The sequence below is a fragment of the Streptomyces sp. NPDC058008 genome, assembly GCF_042886395.1.
In the GTDB taxonomy this organism is placed as follows: Bacteria; Actinomycetota; Actinomycetes; order Streptomycetales; family Streptomycetaceae; genus Streptomyces.
In genome coordinates this window covers 186836-204392 of the sequence record NZ_JBHVQX010000009.1, presented here as the reverse complement: position 1 = coordinate 204392, position 17557 = coordinate 186836, and the positions used below count along the sequence as shown (strand labels likewise).

Here is a 17557-nt window from a genome sequence, read left to right as displayed (position 1 = left end):
CGGGCACACCGACAGATGGACGCCGGACCTCACCATGAGGGGCGGTCGCCTCAGGGCGACCGCCCCTCACGCGTTCTCCGCGCGGCCCCGGCAGGCGGGAGCCCTGAGCCCGGGCCCGGCTCCACGGCCCGCCCTCGTCGGGGGAGGGGCAGGGATGCCGGGCACCCGTAGCTGCCCTTGGCCGGGTGGGGGCGTGGGGCCCGGCACCCACGGCTGCTCCGGTCCGCTGAGGGGCGTGGGGCCCGGCACCCACGGCTGCTCCGGTCCGCTGAGGGGCGTGGGGCCCGGCACTCGTGACTGCCTTGGCCGGGTGAGGGGCGTGGGCCCCGGCGCGCGCGGCCGCCAGTCCCGCGAGGGGCGTGGGGTCCGGTACCTGCGGCCGTCCCGGGTCGATCGTGTCCGCCCGGGTTCCGGCGCCCACGGCCCGCCTTGGCCGGGGAGTGGGGCCCGGCACTCGTGGCCCCTTGGTCGGGTGAGGGGCGTGGGGCCGGGCTCTCGTGGCTGCCTTCGGCGGGTGGGTGGCGTAGGCCCTGGCGCGCGTGGCCGCTTGTCGGTGAGGTGCGTGGGCCCCGGCGCCCACGACCGCCCCGGTCGGGTGAGGCGTGCGGGCCCCGGGCCCGGCGCGGACGCCGGACGTGGGGGCCGCCCGGGACCAGCCCCGCTGTGGCGGCCGGCCCCCGGGGATCAGCCCTGCTGCCGTGACGGGCGGCGCAGCCGGGCCGCCCAGCGGTCGCGACCCAGACGGTCCGACCACCGGCGGCCGAGCTCCGCCCGCCGCTCCGAGACCGCCCACATCACCCGTACGGCCGAACGCGGTGCGAGCGTCGCCCGGATCCTGCCCCAGCGCCCGGCCGAGGCCCACAGCCCCGCCCGGACAGCCCGTACGTCCTCGGCCGTGGCGGAGGCCCCGTCCGGCCCGGGGGCGTACAGCACCCGCTCCACGGCGCCCGCCACCCGGTGGACCGCGGCGGCCGCCCCACCGTCGAGACCGCCCAGCCGCACGATCCGCGCGGCGGCCCTGCGCGGGGTCTGTGACTCGTCCGGCGCGATCCCGTGGTCCCAGGCCGTGTCGGTGATCTCCCGCCACGCGGCCATCACCCGGTCCGCCGCGTCCCCGGCGGTACGCCCGCCCGAGGAGCCGAGCCGCCGGGCACGGGCCCGTACGCGCCAGAGCATCGGCAGCAGCGGGAGCACGACCACCGCGAGCGCGCCGAGCACCCACAGCGCCACCGTGCCCGCAGGGGTCCCCGGATCTCCGGAATCCACCGCACCCGGAGCCGCGGACGCGCCGCACTCACCCTGCCGGCGCTCCTGCGCGGGGCAGGACTCCGAGGTGGAGGGCTCGGACGTCGGCGCGGCCGAGGCACCGTCCGTCGGCAGCGCCGGATCGCTCGGGTTCTGCGACGGCGCCTCCGGCAGGGTGTACGCCGGGGTGGTGCCACGGGACGGCGTCGGCTCGAAGCGGGTCCAGCCCACGCCCTCGAAGTACAGCTCGGGCCAGGCGTGCGCGTCCCGCAGCCCGACCGACACCGATCCGTCCGCCTGGGCCGTGCCGGGCGTGAAGCCCACCGCGACCCTGGCCGGAATGCCCAGCGTCCTGGCCATCGCCGCCATCGAGAAGGAGAAGTGGACGCAGAAGCCCTCCTTGTCCTTCAGGAAACGCTCGATCGCCGCGGTACCCGTACCCGACGTCACCGTCGTGTCGTAACGGAAACCGCCCTCCGAGGCGAACCAGTCCTGGAGCTTCACGGCCCGCTCGTAGTCGTTGGCCGCGCCCTCGGTCACCCGCTGCGCGGTCTCCCCCACCACATCGGGCAGCGAGGAGGGCACCCGCGTGTACTCGCGGGCCAGCTCCGAACGCGGGGCCATCGCCCCGGCGAGCTGCTCCGCCGTCGGCTCCACGACCAGACTGCTGACCTCGTAGCGGACTCCGCGCGTCGTCTGGCCCCCGTCGCCGACGAGGGTCCGCCCCTCGGGCTCGTACCGCCAGCGGCCCAGGACGTCCACCTCGCTCGCCGGATAGGGGAGCGGCAGATACGTCTGCTGGTAGGAGCGTGACGCCGAGATGTTCGTCCGGACCTCGGTGACGGCGACGTCCTCGCCCAGCCCGGCCGGCTGCGGCAGCCGGTCGGGGACGTTCTTCAGCTTGCGGGTCGACGGACGCCATTCACCGCCGGTGAACTGGTCCAGCGCCAGGATGCGCAGATAGAAGTCCTGCGGAGCGGCGGAGTTGGTGCGATACGTCAGCACCTCACGGTTCTCCGGCTGGTTGAGGTTGTTCTGCAACGAGACCAGGGGGTTCACCGCGGAGATCGTGCCGCCGCCGCTCCCCTTGCCCGACCCGCCGCCCGTGCCGCCCAGCAGACCGCCGTCCAGAGCGGGCAGGGCCGCGGGCACGGCCAGCGCGATGCCCAGGGCCACGGCGCCGATGCGCCGCCCCGTACGCACCGGTGCCAGGGCGCGCCCGGCCCCCTCCAGGCCGCCGGCCAGGCCGTTCGACGTACGGGACACCCCGCCGAACACCCGCCCCCAGCGGGACAGCCGGTCCCGGCCCTCGGCCAGCAGGAGCAGCAGGTATCCGCACGCGGCGAGCAGGAACCAGAGCCATCCCGCGCCGCCGTCGGAGAGCCCGGCCGCGACCGAGTACAGCGCGAGCAGCGGCAGACCCGCCGGAGCCGCGGCCCGGAAGGTCACCGCGAGGACGTCCACGGCGAGCCCGATCAGCAGGACCCCGCCGATCAGCATCAGCCGGATGCCGTCCGTCGCCGGTGCCGGGATGGCGTACCTGCCGACGTCGTCGGTCCCCGCCGTCAGCAGACCGGCGAGGTGCTGGACCGCCCGGGGGCCGGGCACCACCCCGAACAGGGCGTGCTCCCTGGCGAAGACCACGGTCAGCGCGAGCAGGGTGACGGCCACCTGGAGCGAGACCGTCAGGACCCGGGCCGGCCGGAACCGGCGGGCCAGCGCACCCACCCCGCTCTGGACGGCCAGCAGGAACGCGGCCTGCAGGGCCCACCTCGACGTCTCCACCAGGGGCAGCAGGGCGCCCGCCGCCATCATCGTGGCGACGAACGCACACACCGCCAGCCGGTTACGCCCGCTCATGACCATCCCCCGGAGAACCCCGCCGTCGATCCCGCCCCTGATGCCGGAGCCCCCGGGGCCCGCGTCCCCGCGGGCTGCCCGCCGGAACCCTCCTGGCCCGCCCGCTGCCACAGTCCGGCGAGCTCCGCACCGGGCGGCACCGCCATCGCCGTCCATCCCGCCTCACGCAGCAGCCGCAGACGGGCGGCGGCCGGGGCGGAGGCCACGCCCTCACCGCCGCCCACCCAGTCGTCGCTGTCCAGCACGAACGCGACGGCCCCGCGGCTGCGCTGCCGCAGCCTGGCCGCCACCGCCGTCTGCTCCTCGTCGAGGTCGCCGAAGAACGCCACCAGCAACCCCTCGTCGCCCCCGCGCAGCACGTCGACCGCGCGGGAGAGGCCGCCCCCGTCGGAGTGGTCGACGACCGCGAGGGTGTCCAGCATCAGGCCGGCCGACTCCGCCGACTCCTGCGCCGGCCCGGCGAAGCCGTCGCCGCTGCCCTCCGGCATGGCGCTCCCCTCGTCGGTGAGCAACCGCACCGAGAAGCCGCGCTCCACCATGTGCACCAGCGCGGACGCCGCCCCGGACACCGCCCATTCGAAGGCCGATCCGGGCCCCGCACCCTGGTAGGCGATGCGCCGGGTGTCCAGCAGGACCGTGCACCGGGCCCGCTGGGGCTGCTCCTCGCGCCGGACCATCAGCTCGCCGAAGCGCGCGGTGGAGCGCCAGTGCACCCGGCGCAGGTCGTCACCGTGGCGGTAGCCGCGCGGAATGATGTCGTCCTCGCCGGCCAGCGCCAGCGACCGGTGCCTGCCGTCGCCGTACCCGGAAGCCGCACCGGACAGCCGCAGCGGCGGGAGCGGCTCGGTGCGGGGGATGACGACGAGCGTGTCGTACGCGCTGAAGGAGCGGGTCAGCTCGCACATCCCGAACGGATCGTTCAGCCGGAGCTGGAGCGGCCCCAGCGGGTAGCGCCCGCGCAGGTCGGAGCGGACCCGGTAGGACACCTCCCGTACGCCGCCGGGCTCCACCCGGTCCAGCACGAACCGGGGCCGGGGACCGAGGACGTAGGGAACGCGGTCCTGGAGCATCAGCAGGCCCGTGTGCAGACGGGAGACGTTGTCCATCCGCAGATGGACCCGCGCCTCCGAGCCCGCCGGAACGCGCGAGGGCGACAGCCGCCGGCTGCCGGTCACCCGGTAGCGGGTGCGGTGCAGCACGGCGACGCAGACCAGCGGCAGCACCGCGAGCAGCAGCCCCACCCGGAGCAGGTCGCCCTGGCCCAGCACGTAGGCGCAGACCGCCGCCGCCACACCCGCGGCCAGGAAGGACCGTCCACGCGTCGTCAGCCCGCCGAGCGCCGCCCGCAGACCGCCCCTGTCGTCACTTCCGTCCACGGGGCCGGCCGCCCCGGCCGCCGTCACAGCCGCCGCGCCCCGGGCTGCCGGCCGTACACCGGGGCGCCGGGCCGGTGCTGGGGCTGCACGGGAGCGGCCGCGCCGCCCGACACCGGCACCGGGGTGCGTTGCAGGATGTCCAGCACCACCTGCTCGGCGGTGCGGCGGTTCAGCTGGGCCTGGGCCGTCGGCAGCAGCCGGTGGGCGAGCACCGCGACCGCGAGCGCCTGGACGTCGTCCGGCAGGGCGTAGTCCCGCCCGCTCAGCGCGGCCGACGCCTTGGCGGCGCGCAGCAGGTGGAGGGTCGCGCGGGGCGAGGCGCCCAGCCTCAGGTCGGCGTGGTGACGGGTGGCGGCCACCAGCTCCACGGCGTACCGCCGGACGGCCTCGGCCACGTGGACCGTGCGCACCGCGTCGATCAGCTTCACGATGTCGTGGGCGTGCGCCACCGGTTGCAGGTCGTCCAGGGGCGAGGAAGCACCGTGCGCGTCGAGCATGCGGAGCTCGGCCTCGGCACTCGGGTACCCGATCGACACGCGCGCCATGAACCGGTCGCGCTGCGCCTCGGGCAGGGGGTAGGTGCCTTCCATCTCCACCGGGTTCTGGGTGGCCACCACCATGAACGGGTCGGGCAGTTCGTAGGTGTGCCCGTCGATCGTGACCTGGCGCTCCTCCATCGACTCCAGCAGTGCCGACTGGGTCTTGGGCGACGCGCGGTTGATCTCGTCGCCGATCACGATCTGGGCGAAGATGGCGCCCGGCTTGAACTCGAAGTCCCGGCGCTGCTGATCGAAGATCGAGACCCCGGTGATGTCCGAGGGCAGCAGGTCCGGTGTGAACTGGATACGCCGCACCGAGCAGTCGATGGACCGTGCCAGCGCCTTGGCCAGCATCGTCTTGCCGACGCCGGGCACATCCTCGATCAGGAGGTGCCCCTCCGCGAGCAGCACGGTCAGCGAAAGCCGTACGACCTCAGGCTTGCCCTCGATCACACCCTCGACCGACCCGCGTACCCGCTCGGCTGTGGTGGTCAGATCTGTGAGGCTCGCTCGATCGTCATAGGTCGTCACCCGGCCCTCCTCGGCCCCTTGTGCTCGGACCGGCGCAGAAAGCTGCCCGGCCCGCCCCGATATACGGACACTCTCCGGAGTACCCGGAGAGATGTCACACCCGCATTCTTGTTGCCGTTACCGCTTCGTGTCACTCGCCCGAGGACAAGTGAGCCTGAAATGCCGGGTGTGGTCCGTATGTCGGGGGTGCTTCAGGAGACGGGGAGGATCTCGCGCAGCTTGCCCGTCGTCACGTCGAAGACGAAGCCCCGGACATCGTCCGTGTGCAGGAGGAACGGTGAGGTGCGCACGCGCTGCATCGACTGCCGCACGTCCTGGTCGGCGTCCGAGTAGGCCTCCACCGCCCATGCCGGACGCTGCCCGACCTCGAGCTCCAGCTCCTGCCGGAAGCCCTCGGTGAGCGACTCCATGCCGCAGTTGGTGTGGTGGATGAGGATGACGCTGCGGGTGCCGAGGGCGCGCTGGCTGATGGTCAGTGACCGCAGGACGTCGTCAGTGACCACACCGCCCGCGTTGCGGATGGTGTGGCAGTCACCCAGCTCCAGGCCGAGCGCCCGGTGCAGGTCGAGGCGGGCGTCCATGCAGGCGACCACGGCCACCTTCAGCACGGGACGCGCGTCCATGCCCGGATCGGTGAACGCCTCCGCGTAACGCGTGTTCAGGCCGACCAGGCGGTCGGTGACGGTCTCTCCGGAGGTCGTGGGGGAATCGGTCTCGGCGGGAGTCTGCGCAGAAGTCGACATGGCTACGACGTTAACCGTCACGACCGTCCTGGCGTGCTGTGGAAGGGGACAAAGAACATCAACGGGGCTTGTTGTGAGGTAACCCACAAGTCTCACCGCCGGACACCCGACCGGGTGAGGTCCGCGCCCCCGCCGCAGCCGGGTGACGCGCTGCGCGGTTCGTTGATCGGGAATGGATCGAATGGCAGGGTGGACTAAAGTGACGCGAAGTTACCGACACGCCTGCACATTCTGCATATTTTTACACGTTTCGCTTCCCCGTGATGTGCGGCGTACATGCGGCCCGGCCCTCTCCCGCCCGTCGGCCGGCCGACGCCACCTTCCCCGGCGCCGGCCGACCTCCCCTTCCGGGCGGGTGGGGACCAGACCGCGTGTACGGCCACACGGGACAGAGCCTGAGAGGGCGCTTTGAGCCAGACCCGACACGTCCCGGTGATGCTCCAGCGATGCCTGGACCTGTTGGCCCCGGCTCTGGAGGAGACGGGACCGAGGCCCCCCGTCGTCGTCGACTGCACCCTCGGACTCGGCGGGCACAGCGAGGCCCTCCTCGCCGCGTTCCCCGCCGCCCGGCTGGTCGCCCTGGACCGGGACAAGGAGGCGCTGAGGCTCTCCGGCGAACGCCTCGCCCCGTACGGCGACCGCGCCACGCTGGTGCACGCCGTCTACGACGAACTGCCCGAGGTCCTCGACCGGCTGGGCATCCCCAAGGTCCAGGGCGTGCTCTTCGACCTCGGGGTCTCCTCCATGCAACTGGACGAGGCCGACCGCGGATTCGCCTACGCCCAGGACGCGCCGCTCGACATGCGCATGGACCAGACGACCGGCATCGGCGCGGCCGAGGTGCTCAACACCTACCCGCCCGGCGAACTCGTCCGGATCCTGCGGGCGTACGGCGAGGAGAAGCAGGCCAAGCGCATCGTCTCGGCCGTCGTGCGCGAACGCGAGAAGGAGCCCTTCAGCAACAGCGCCCGTCTCGTCGAGCTGATCCGGGACTCCCTGCCGCAGGCCGCCAAGCGCACCGGAGGCAATCCGGCCAAGCGCACCTTCCAGGCCCTGCGCATCGAGGTCAACGGTGAACTCACCGTCCTGGAGCGGGCCGTCCCGGCCGCGGTGGGGAGCCTCGCCGTCGGCGGCCGGATCGCCGTCCTCTCGTACCACTCGCTCGAGGACCGTCTGGTCAAGCAGGTCTTCGCGGCCGGTGCGGCCAACACGGCGCCGCCCGGACTGCCCGTCGTCCCCGAGCGCTACCAGCCACGCCTGAAGCTGCTGACCCGCGGCGCCGAACTGCCCACGGAGGAGGAGGTCGCCGAGAACCGGCGCGCCGCCCCCGCCCGGCTGCGCGGCGCCCAGCGGATCCGTGAGGAGGAGCGATGAGCCGGTCGCGCCGGGCGGGCCGTACGCGGACGAGGACGGTGGGACCGCGGTGACCAGGACGGCCGAGCAGATGAAGGGGAGGGCCGGCCGGCTCGCCCGGCTGATGCCGTCGGGGCCGAGCACCGCCGCCCGCACCCCCTTCGTCCTGCTGGTCGTGCTGCTGCTCGCGGGTGGCCTGATCTCGCTCCTGCTGCTGAACTCGGCGCTCAATGAAGGATCGTTCAGGCTGAGCAAGCTGAAGAGGGAGACCACCGAGCTCACCGACGAGCAGCAGGCCCTCCAGCGTGACGTGGACGGCTACGCGGAACCCGACGCCCTGGAGCGCCGGGCCCGGGAGCTCGGCATGGTCCCCGGCGGCAGCCCCGCCTTCCTGAACCCCGACGGCACGGTCAGCGGGGTGGCCGAGCGGGCCACCGCCGAACCCTCGCCCGCCGAACCCTCATCCGCCGGGCCCTCGCCCACCGAGGCGCCGAAACCGGAGCCGAGCGAGGCGGAGTCCGCCGGTTCCGATCCCGCGTCGCCCTCCGCCTCCCCGGCGGGCCCGTCGCCCGCCGACCCCTCCGCGACCCCGTCGCCCCCCGATCCCGCGGCCCCGGCCACCCAGGCCCCGGCCGCCCCGGCCCCGACAAGCTCCGGCAGGTGACGCAGTGCCGTCCAAGGAACCGCCGCGCCGCCGCGTACCCGGCCCCTCGCGCTCCCGCAACGCGGCCGGCGGAGCGGGGCGTTCCCGGCCCTCCGCCCGTACCGGGGACCGGCGTCCCCGGCGCCCCGCGGCACCCCGCAAGCGGTCCGGCGGCTCGGCGCAGCCCATCCGCCTGGGCAGCCCGCGCCCCCGGCTGCGCCTGATCAGCCTCTGCCTGACGCTCGTCATGCTGGCCTTCGTCGTCCGGCTCCTCCAGGTCCAGGCGGTCGACGCCAACGCGTACACCGCCAAGGCCGAGAAGAACCGGTACCTGGAGTACACGGTCGCCGCCGAGCGCGGGGAGATCACCGACCGCAGCGGGATCGCCCTGGCCACCAGCGTCGACGCCCACGACATCACCGCCGACCCGAAGCTGTTCACGCCCGAGGACAGCAAGGCGCCGGACGCCCCGCAGCAGGCGGCGGCCCTGCTCGCCCCGATCCTCGGCAAGGACGAGGCGGAGCTGGCCAAGAAACTCGCCACCCCCAAGAGCCGCTACCAGGTGCTGGCGCGCAGGCAGACCCCCCAGGTCTGGAAGCAGATCAAGGACCTCAAGTCCGTCTTCGCGGAGAAGGCCGCCGCCGACCGGGCGAAGGGCGGCCCCGGGGCGAACGTGCTGGCCGGGGTCCTCCAGGAGCCCACCACCAAGCGCGTGTACCCCAACGGCGACCTCGCCGCCGGGATACTGGGATTCGTCAACGCCGAGGGCAAGGGCGGCGGCGGCCTCGAAGCACAGCTGAACAAGGAGCTCCAGGGCGAGGACGGCAAGATCCGCTACGCCCAGGCGGGCGGACGGCCCGTGCCGACCGCCGGCTCCACGGAGATCCCTGCCGTCGCCGGCACCGACGTCGAGCTGACGATCGACCGCGACATCCAGTGGGCGGCCCAGCGCGCCATCGCCGACCAGGTCGAGAAGTCCAAGGCCGACCGCGGCTACGTGGTCGTCCAGAACACGAGGACCGGAGAGGTGCTGGCCATGGCCAACGCCCCCGGCTACGACCCCAACGACCTGGCCCGGAGCAACTCCGCCGCCCTGGGCAACGCCGCCCTCCAGGACGTCTACGAACCCGGCTCCACCAGCAAGGTCATGTCCATGGCCGCCGTACTGGAGGAGGGGGCGGCCACACCCGGCACGCACGTCACCGTCCCCAACCGGCTGCACCGGGGCGACCGGCTCTTCAGGGACGACATCGACCACCCCACCTGGTACCTCACGCTCAACGGCGTACTCGCCAAATCGAGCAACATCGGCACCATCCTGGCCACCGGGCAGCTCGGGAGGACCCAGCCCGAGGCCAACAAGGTCCTGCACTCCTACCTGCGCAAATTCGGCATCGGCAGCACCACGGGACTCGGCTACCCGGGCGAGTCGCCCGGCATCCTCGCCAAGCCCCAGGACTGGTCGACCTCGCAGCAGTACACGATCCCGTTCGGCCAGGGGCTCTCCCTCAACGCCATGCAGGCGGCGTCGGTCTACCAGACCATCGCCAACGGCGGGGTCAGGATCGAGCCGACCCTCGTCCGCGGGACCAAGGGCGCGGACGGCCGCTACACGGCGTCCGACGCCCCCCAACGGACCCGGGTGGTCAGCGAGAAGACGGCCACGACCCTGGCGAAGATGCTGGAGTCCGTGGTCGACGACGAACAGGGCACCGGGACCAAGGCGCACATCCAGGGCTACCGGGTCGCGGGCAAGACGGGCACCGCCAACCGCGTCGACCCCGTACGCGGCGTCTACAAGGGCTACACCGCCTCCTTCGCCGGCTTCGCCCCCGCCGACGACCCGCAGATCACCGTCTACTGCGCCATCCAGAACCCCACCAAGGGCAGCTACTTCGGCGGCCAGATCTGCGGCCCGATCTACAAGAAGGTCATGGAGTTCGCCCTCAAGACCCTCCAGACCCCGCCGTCCGGCAGCGCTCCCGCCCGGCTGCCGGTCTCCTTCAAGCCCGGCGAGTGACTCGGGGAACCCTCAGTGACCACCATCACCCCTGATCCCGGGAACCGGAACGAGAAGTACCGCGACCCCGGCCCCTCACTTCGCGAGAGGCCGGGTCCGCCCGGTACGCTCACCGCCGTGCCCCACGCTGATCAGTGTCAAACCACTCAGAAGGACGCGCCTGTGACCTACCCGGGAGCGCCCCGACCGGACCGGCTCAGGCCGACGCCCCTCGGAGAGCTGGCCGCCCGGCTCGGTGCCGGACCGCAGGATTCCGGTGAGGTCACCGGCATCACCCACGACTCCCGGGCCGTGCGCCCGGGCGATGTGTACGCGGCCCTGCCCGGTGCCCGCTTCCACGGTGCCGACTTCTCCGCCCAGGCCGCGGGCCTCGGCGCCGCCGCGATCCTCACCGACCCGGCGGGCGCCGACCGCGCCGCCGCCACCGGCCTTCCGGTCCTCGTCACCGACGACCCGCGCGGCCGGATGGGCGACATCGCGGCCGAGATCTACGGGCGGCCCGGTGTCGGCCTCCTCCAGATCGGCATCACCGGGACGTCCGGCAAGACCACCACCGCCTACCTCGTCGAGGGCGGGCTGCGCGGCGCCGGACGCAGCACCGGACTGATCGGCACCGTCGAGATGCGGATCGGCGACGAGCGCATCAAGTCCGAGCGCACCACCCCCGAGGCCACCGACCTCCAGGCCCTGTTCGCCGTCATGCGCGAACGCGGCGTCGAGGCGGTCGCCATGGAGGTCTCCAGCCACGCCCTGGTGCTCGGCCGGGTCGACGGCTGCGTCTTCGACGTCGCCGTCTTCAACAACCTCAGCCCGGAGCACATGGAGTTCCACTCCGGGATGGAGGACTACTTCCAGGCCAAGGCGCAGCTGTTCACCCCGCACCGCAGCAAGCTGGGAGTCGTCAACTTCGACGACGAGTACGGCCGCAGGCTGGTCGAGGAGGCGTCCGTCCCGGTCGTCACCTTCTCCGCCGAGGGCCACCCGGACGCCGACTGGCGCGCCGAGGACGTCGAGGTGGGCCCCCAGGACAGCCGCTTCACCGTGACCGGCCCGAAGGGCGAGCGCGTCACCGCCAGGGCCCCGCTGCCCGGCCCGTTCAACGTCGCCAACACCCTCGCCGCGATCGTCACCCTGGCCGCCGCGGGCGTCGACCCGCAGGCGGCCGCCGACGGCGTCGCGGCCGTCCCCGGCGTTCCCGGCCGGCTCGAACGGGTCGACGCCGGACAGCCGTACCTCGCCGTCGTCGACTACGCGCACAAGACCGACGCCGTCGAGTCCGTCCTGCGCTCCCTGCAGAAGGTCACCGAGGGCCGGGTGCACATCGTGCTCGGCTGCGGCGGCGACCGCGACACCACGAAGCGCGGGCCGATGGGCGCCGCGGCGGCCCGGCTCGCCGACACCGCCGTACTGACCTCCGACAACCCCCGCTCCGAGGACCCCCTCGCGATCCTCGCCGCGATGCTCTCCGGCGCGGCCGAGGTACCCGTCCACGAACGCGGCGACGTGCTGGTGGACGCCGACCGGGCCGCGGCCATCGCCGCCGCGGTCGCCCGGGCCGAGCCCGGTGACACCGTGCTGGTGGCCGGAAAGGGACATGAGCAGGGGCAGGACATCCACGGAGTGGTGCGCCCCTTCGACGACCGGAAGGTCCTGCGCGAGGCCATCGAGCGCTCACGAGGACGTACGGGCGCGGCGCAGGACGCCCCCGAGGACCGCGTACACACCCATGAGAACAACAGTCAGGGATGACCAAGTGATCGCCCTTTCCCTCGCCGAGATCGCCGGAATCACCGGCGGGCAGCCGCACGACGTACCGGACCCGTCCGCCGTCGTCACCGGCCCCGTCGTCATCGACTCCCGGGAGGTGCGGCAGGGCTCCCTGTTCGCCGCGTTCGCGGGCGAGCGGGTCGACGGCCACGACTACGCGCAGCGCGCCGTCGAGGCCGGAGCGGTGGCCGTGCTCGCCGCCCGCCCCGTCGGCGCGCCCGCGATCGTCGTCGACGACGTCGTGGCCGCGCTCGGCGCCCTCGCCCGTGCCGTCGTCGAACGCCTCGGCACCACCGTCGTCGCCCTGACCGGTTCGGCGGGCAAGACGTCCACGAAGGACCTGATCGCCCAGATCCTGGAGCGCAGGGCGCCCACGGTCTGGACGCCCGGATCCCTCAACAACGAGATCGGCCTGCCGCTCACCGCGCTGCGCGCCACGGCGGAAACCCGCCATCTCGTCCTGGAGATGGGCGCGCGCGGTATCGGTCACATCCACTACCTCGCCGACCTGACGCCGCCGCACATCGGCCTGGTCCTCAACGTGGGCAGCGCCCACCTCGGGGAGTTCGGCAGCCGCGAGGCGATCGCCCGGGCCAAGGGCGAACTGGTCGAGGTCCTGCCGGAGGACGGCGCCGCGGTCCTCAACGCCGACGACCCGCTGGTGCGGGCGATGGCGTCCCGTACAAAAGCCCGGGTGCTCCTCTTCGGAGAGGCCCCGGATGCGGACGTACGGGGAGAGAACGTGCGGCTGACCGACGACGGACGCCCCGCTTTCGCTCTCCACACACCCACCGGGTGCAGCGACGTGACCTTGCGCCTGTACGGTGAGCATCACGTGTCGAACGCGCTCGCCGCGGCCGCCGTCGCCCATGAGTTGGGCATGTCCGTGACCGAGATCGCCGATGCGCTCTCCGGGGCGGGCACCCTCTCCCGCTGGCGCATGGAGGTCACCGAGCGTCCGGACGGTGTGACGGTCGTCAACGACGCCTACAACGCGAACCCCGAATCCATGAAGGCCGCACTCCGTGCGCTGGCCGCCATGGGCAAGGCCCGACGGGCAGACGGGGGGCGCACGTGGGCGGTGCTCGGTCAGATGGCCGAGCTCGGTGACGCGTCGCTCGCCGAGCACGACGCCGTCGGACGGCTCGCCGTCCGGCTCAACGTCAGCAAGCTCGTCGCAGTCGGGGGAAGAGAAGCCTCCTGGCTGCAACTGGGCGCATATAACGAGGGTTCGTGGGGTGAGGAGTCGGTGCACGTGTCCGACGCACAGGCGGCCGTCGACCTGTTGCGCAGTGAACTGCGCCCGGGAGACGTCGTGCTGGTGAAGGCGTCCCGGTCGGTCGGCCTGGAGAAGGTCGCCCTGGCACTGCTGGAGACGACCGAGGGCGAGGTCGCCGTCCGATGAGGCAGATCCTCTTCGCAGGGGCCATAGGGCTCTTCCTGACGCTGGTCGGCACCCCGCTGCTGATCAAACTTCTGGCCCGCAAGGGCTACGGGCAGTTCATCCGGGACGACGGCCCGCGTACCCACGGCAGCAAAAAGGGCACACCCACCATGGGTGGTATCGCCTTCATCCTGGCCACGATCATCGCGTACCTGCTGGCGAAGGTGATCACCGGCGAGCCGATCCGCTTCTCCGGTGTCCTCGTCCTCTTCCTGATGGCGGGGATGGGCCTCGTCGGCTTCCTCGACGACTACATCAAGATCGTGAAGCAGCGTTCGCTGGGTCTGCGGGCCAAGGCGAAGATGGCCGGCCAGCTGATCGTCGGCATCGCCTTCGCGGTGCTCTCGCTCCAGTTCGCGGACACCCACGGCAACACCCCGGCCTCCACCCGGCTCTCGTTCGTCGAGGACTTCGGCTGGTCGATCGGCCCGGTGCTCTTCTGCGTCTGGGCGCTGTTCATGATCCTGGCCATGTCCAACGGCGTGAACCTGACGGACGGTCTGGACGGACTCGCCACCGGTGCCTCGGTGATGGTCTTCGGCGCCTACACCTTCATCGGGCTCTGGCAGTTCCAGGAGTCCTGCGCCAACGCGCAGACGCTGACCAACCCCAGCGCCTGCTTCGAGGTACGCGATCCCCTCGACCTCGCGGTCGTCGCCTCCGCCCTCATGGGCGCCTGCTTCGGCTTCCTGTGGTGGAACACCTCGCCCGCGAAGATCTTCATGGGCGACACCGGTTCGCTGGCCCTCGGCGGCGCGCTCGCCGGCCTCGCGATCTGCTCCCGCACCGAGTTCCTGCTGGCCATCCTCGGCGGCCTCTTCGTGATGATCACCATGTCCGTGGTCATCCAGGTCGGTTCCTTCAAGATGACCGGCAAGCGGGTCTTCCGGATGGCTCCGCTCCAGCACCACTTCGAACTCAAGGGGTGGTCCGAAGTCCTTGTCGTGGTCCGCTTCTGGATCATCCAGGGCATGTGCGTGATCGTCGGACTCGGCCTCTTCTACGCAGGATGGGCAGCCAAGAAGTGAGCAACGTGGACTGGCAGGGCAAGCACGTCACGGTCGCCGGACTCGGCGTCAGCGGCCTTCCCGCCGCCCGTGTCCTGCACGAGCGCGGGGCGCTGGTCACCGTCGTCGACGACGGCGACGACGAGCGCTCCCGCGCCCAGGCCGCCGTGCTGGAGGCGCTCGGGATCACCGTGCGCCTCGGCGACGGCGACACCCTGCCCGAGTCCACCGAGCTCGTCGTCACCGCCCCCGGCTGGAAGCCCGGCAAGCCGCTCTTCCTGGCGGCCGCCGCGGCGGCCGTCCCCGTGTGGGGCGACGTCGAACTGGCCTGGCGGCTGCGGGGCCCCGACGCCGCACCCTGGCTCGCGGTCACCGGCACCAACGGCAAGACCACGACCGTGCGCATGCTCGCCTCGATCCTGGAGGCGGAGGGCCTGCGCACGGCCGCGGTCGGCAACATCGGGGTCTCCCTGCTGGACGCGGTGCTCGGCGACGAGACGTACGACGTGCTCGCCGTCGAGCTCTCCAGCTACCAGCTCCACTGGGCGCCCTCCCTGCGCGCCCACTCCGGGGCCGTCCTCAACCTGGCCCCGGACCACCTCGACTGGCACGGCTCCATGGACGCCTACGCCGCCGACAAGGGCCGGATCTACGAGGGCAACACCGTCGCCTGCGTCTACAACGCGCAGGACCGGGCGACCGAGGACCTGGTGCGCGAGGCGGACGTCGAGGAGGGCTGCCGGGCCATCGGCTTCACCCTCGGCACCCCGGGACCCTCCCAGCTCGGTGTGGTCGACGGCATCCTCGTCGACCGCGCCTTCGTCCCCGACCGCCAGAAGCGGGCGCAGGAGCTCGCCGAGGTCGGGGACGTCAGTCCGCCGGCCCCCCACAACATCGCCAACGCGCTGGCCGCGGCGGCCCTGGCCCGCGCCTTCGGCGTGCGGCCGGCCGCCGTGCGCGACGGACTGCGGGCCTTCCGCCCCGACGCCCACCGCATCGAGCACGTCGCCGACGTCGCCGGGGTCACGTACATCGACGACTCCAAGGCCACCAACACCCACGCCGCCGAGGCCTCCCTCGCCGCCTACGAGCCGATCGTCTGGATCGCCGGCGGCCTCGCCAAGGGCGCCACCTTCGACGGTCTGGTCACCGGGGCCGCGAAGCGGCTGCGCGGTGTCGTGCTGATGGGCGCCGACCGGGCACTGATCCGTGAAGCCCTGGCGCGACACGCCCCCGAGGTACCGGTGGTCGACCTCGACCGGACCGACACTGGGGCGATGTCCGCCGCGGTCGTCGAAGCGGCACGGCTGGCCCGGCCGGGCGACACCGTGCTGCTGGCCCCGGCCTGCGCCTCGATGGACATGTTCGTCAACTACAACAAGCGGGGCGAGGCGTTCGCGGACGCGGTCCGCCGACTCCCCGACGAGAGCGCCTGACGGGCCGGCTCTCCGCGTCGTACTGTCCCGGAGAGCCCGAGGCGTCCGTGGACCCGGTCACGCGCGGCACCGCCGGGGCGGGACACCGGCGGCGGCCCCCGGGCACGAGCAGTGGAGGGGACAGCGACAATGCCGGCCGACGAGAGCTCAGCCGCGCGCGGAGCCGACCGCTCACGGGCGGGGGCGGCCATCAGCCGGGCGCTCACCCCGCCCCTGCTCGCCGGAGCGCTGCCCGCGGGCCCCGGACCCCTCGCCGGGCTCGTCCTGCGCAGCCGGTCCGCCACGGGGTCCAGGCGGCCCCCCGCGCCGCGCGGCGGCGGCCGTACGGCGGGCACACCGCCCCGGCCGCGCCGCGGCGCCGGGATGCGGCGGACCTACGAGCGGGCACGACGGGCCTGGGACCGCCCTCTGACCGCGTACTACCTGATCCTCGGCGCCGGACTGCTGATCACGGTCCTCGGCCTCGTCATGGTCTACTCCGCCTCGATGATCAAGGCGCTGGAGCTCTCCCGGCCCAGCACCTACTTCTTCCGCAAGCAGTTCATCGCCGCCGTGATCGGGTCCGGACTGATGCTGCTGGCCTCCAGGATGCCCATCAAGCTCCACCGGGCCCTGGCCTACCCGCTGCTCGCCGGCACCGTCTTCCTGATGGTCCTGGTCCAGGTTCCGGGGATAGGGATGTCGGTCAACGGCAACCAGAACTGGATCTACCTCGGCGGCCCCTTCCAGCTCCAGCCCAGCGAGTTCGGCAAGCTCGCCCTGATCCTCTGGGGCGCGGACCTGCTCGCCCGCAAGCAGGACAAGCGGCTGCTGGCCCAGTGGAAGCACATGCTGGTACCGCTGGTGCCGGTCGCCTTCATGCTGCTCGGACTGATCATGCTCGGCGGCGACATGGGCACCGCGATCATCCTCACCGCGATCCTCTTCGGCCTGCTCTGGCTGGCGGGCGCCCCCACCAGGCTCTTCGCCGGGGTGCTCTCCTTCGCCGTCCTCATCGGGTTCGTCCTCATCAAGACCAGCCCCAACCGGATGTCCCGGCTCGGCTGCATCGGGGCCTCCGAGCCCGGTCCCGGCGACTCCTGCTGGCAGGCCGTGCACGGGATCTACGCCCTGGCGTCCGGCGGATGGTTCGGTTCCGGGCTCGGCGCGAGTGTGGAAAAATGGGGCCAACTTCCGGAGCCGCACACCGACTTCATCTTCGCCATCACCGGCGAGGAACTGGGCCTGGCGGGGACGCTGTCGGTACTCGCCCTCTTCGCGGCTCTAGGCTATGCGGGTATCCGCGTGGCCGGACGCACGGAGGACCCCTTCGTGAGGTACGCAGCGGGAGGCGTGACCACCTGGATCACGGCCCAGGCCGTGATCAACATCGGTGCGGTGCTCGGCCTGTTGCCGATCGCCGGTGTCCCGCTGCCGCTGTTCTCCTACGGGGGCTCGGCCCTGCTGCCGACCATGTTCGCCGTGGGGCTGATGATCGCCTTCGCGCGGGAGGACCCCGCGGCGAGAGCGGCCCTGGCCATGCGGAGGCCCGGGGTCAGATGGAAGACGATGAGACGGCGCGTCATGAAGCGTCCGTCCGGAGAGCGGTGAATT

The 17557-nt window shown here is 72.7% G+C and carries 12 protein-coding genes; 8 read left to right on the top strand and 4 right to left on the bottom strand.

Going from position 1 to position 17557, the window contains the following annotated elements:
* Nucleotides 1–684: 684 nt before the first annotated feature.
* From ACFVS9_RS11975 to ACFVS9_RS11960, 4 genes are all read right to left on the bottom strand, one after another.
* Nucleotides 685–3105: a DUF3488 and DUF4129 domain-containing transglutaminase family protein gene (locus tag ACFVS9_RS11975; RefSeq protein ID WP_389931646.1), complete on the bottom strand. Its 2421-nt coding sequence runs from the start codon at nt 3103–3105 to the stop codon at nt 685–687.
* Nucleotides 3102–4508 carry a DUF58 domain-containing protein gene (locus ACFVS9_RS11970; RefSeq protein WP_389931645.1) on the bottom strand — a complete coding sequence of 469 codons (1407 nt, stop codon included), beginning with the start codon at nt 4506–4508 and terminating at the stop codon, nt 3102–3104. Before ACFVS9_RS11970 ends, ACFVS9_RS11975 begins: the two co-directional genes overlap by 4 nt.
* Complete coding sequence (locus tag ACFVS9_RS11965) at nt 4505–5551, bottom strand: AAA family ATPase (protein ID WP_383116056.1); 1047 nt, start codon at nt 5549–5551, stop codon at nt 4505–4507. The genes ACFVS9_RS11970 and ACFVS9_RS11965 overlap by 4 nt, the downstream gene beginning before the upstream one ends.
* A gap of 191 nt (nt 5552–5742) precedes the next feature.
* On the bottom strand, nt 5743–6294 hold the full coding sequence (locus ACFVS9_RS11960) for a beta-class carbonic anhydrase (protein WP_383116055.1): 552 nt from the start codon (nt 6292–6294) through the stop codon (nt 5743–5745).
* Nucleotides 6295–6702: 408 nt separating this feature from the next.
* Here ACFVS9_RS11960 and rsmH point away from each other — a divergent pair, with 408 nt between their 5' ends.
* The 8 genes from rsmH to ftsW all read left to right on the top strand — a co-directional run bounded on the left by rsmH (nt 6703) and on the right by ftsW (nt 17554).
* Entirely contained in the window at nt 6703–7668 is a 966-nt protein-coding gene (gene rsmH, locus ACFVS9_RS11955) for a 16S rRNA (cytosine(1402)-N(4))-methyltransferase RsmH (RefSeq protein ID WP_383116054.1), read from the top strand.
* 49 nt (nt 7669–7717) lie between these two features.
* On the top strand, nt 7718–8311 hold the full coding sequence (locus tag ACFVS9_RS11950; protein ID WP_389931643.1) for a cell division protein FtsL: 594 nt from the start codon (nt 7718–7720) through the stop codon (nt 8309–8311).
* A gap of 4 nt (nt 8312–8315) precedes the next feature.
* Complete coding sequence (locus ACFVS9_RS11945; protein ID WP_389931641.1) at nt 8316–10310, top strand: peptidoglycan D,D-transpeptidase FtsI family protein; 1995 nt, start codon at nt 8316–8318, stop codon at nt 10308–10310.
* Between the two features lie 15 nt (nt 10311–10325).
* Entirely contained in the window at nt 10326–12059 is a 1734-nt protein-coding gene (locus ACFVS9_RS11940) for a UDP-N-acetylmuramoyl-L-alanyl-D-glutamate--2,6-diaminopimelate ligase (RefSeq protein WP_383116051.1), read from the top strand.
* Between the two features lie 4 nt (nt 12060–12063).
* Entirely contained in the window at nt 12064–13482 is a 1419-nt protein-coding gene (gene murF / locus ACFVS9_RS11935; RefSeq protein ID WP_383116050.1) for a UDP-N-acetylmuramoyl-tripeptide--D-alanyl-D-alanine ligase, read from the top strand.
* Nucleotides 13479–14549 carry a phospho-N-acetylmuramoyl-pentapeptide-transferase gene (gene mraY, locus ACFVS9_RS11930; RefSeq protein WP_383116049.1) on the top strand — a complete coding sequence of 357 codons (1071 nt, stop codon included), beginning with the start codon at nt 13479–13481 and terminating at the stop codon, nt 14547–14549. Before murF ends, mraY begins: the two co-directional genes overlap by 4 nt.
* Nucleotides 14546–15964, top strand: a complete 1419-nt coding sequence (murD, locus tag ACFVS9_RS11925; protein ID WP_389931678.1) for a UDP-N-acetylmuramoyl-L-alanine--D-glutamate ligase — start codon at nt 14546–14548, stop codon at nt 15962–15964. Before mraY ends, murD begins: the two co-directional genes overlap by 4 nt.
* Before the next feature lie 129 nt (nt 15965–16093).
* Nucleotides 16094–17554, top strand: a complete 1461-nt coding sequence (ftsW, locus tag ACFVS9_RS11920) for a putative lipid II flippase FtsW (protein WP_383116048.1) — start codon at nt 16094–16096, stop codon at nt 17552–17554.
* The last annotated feature ends 3 nt before the right edge of the window (nt 17555–17557 follow it).

What these genes read in the sequence shown, in the direction of transcription:
- ACFVS9_RS11975 (WP_389931646.1), bottom strand. Translation starts at nt 3,105, where the DNA reads ATGAGCGGGCGTAACCGGCTGGCGGTGTGTGCGTTCGTCGCCACGATG.
- ftsW (WP_383116048.1), top strand. Translation starts at nt 16,094, where the DNA reads ATGCCGGCCGACGAGAGCTCAGCCGCGCGCGGAGCCGACCGCTCACGG.
- mraY (WP_383116049.1), top strand. Translation starts at nt 13,479, where the DNA reads ATGAGGCAGATCCTCTTCGCAGGGGCCATAGGGCTCTTCCTGACGCTG.
- ACFVS9_RS11960 (WP_383116055.1), bottom strand. Translation starts at nt 6,294, where the DNA reads ATGTCGACTTCTGCGCAGACTCCCGCCGAGACCGATTCCCCCACGACC.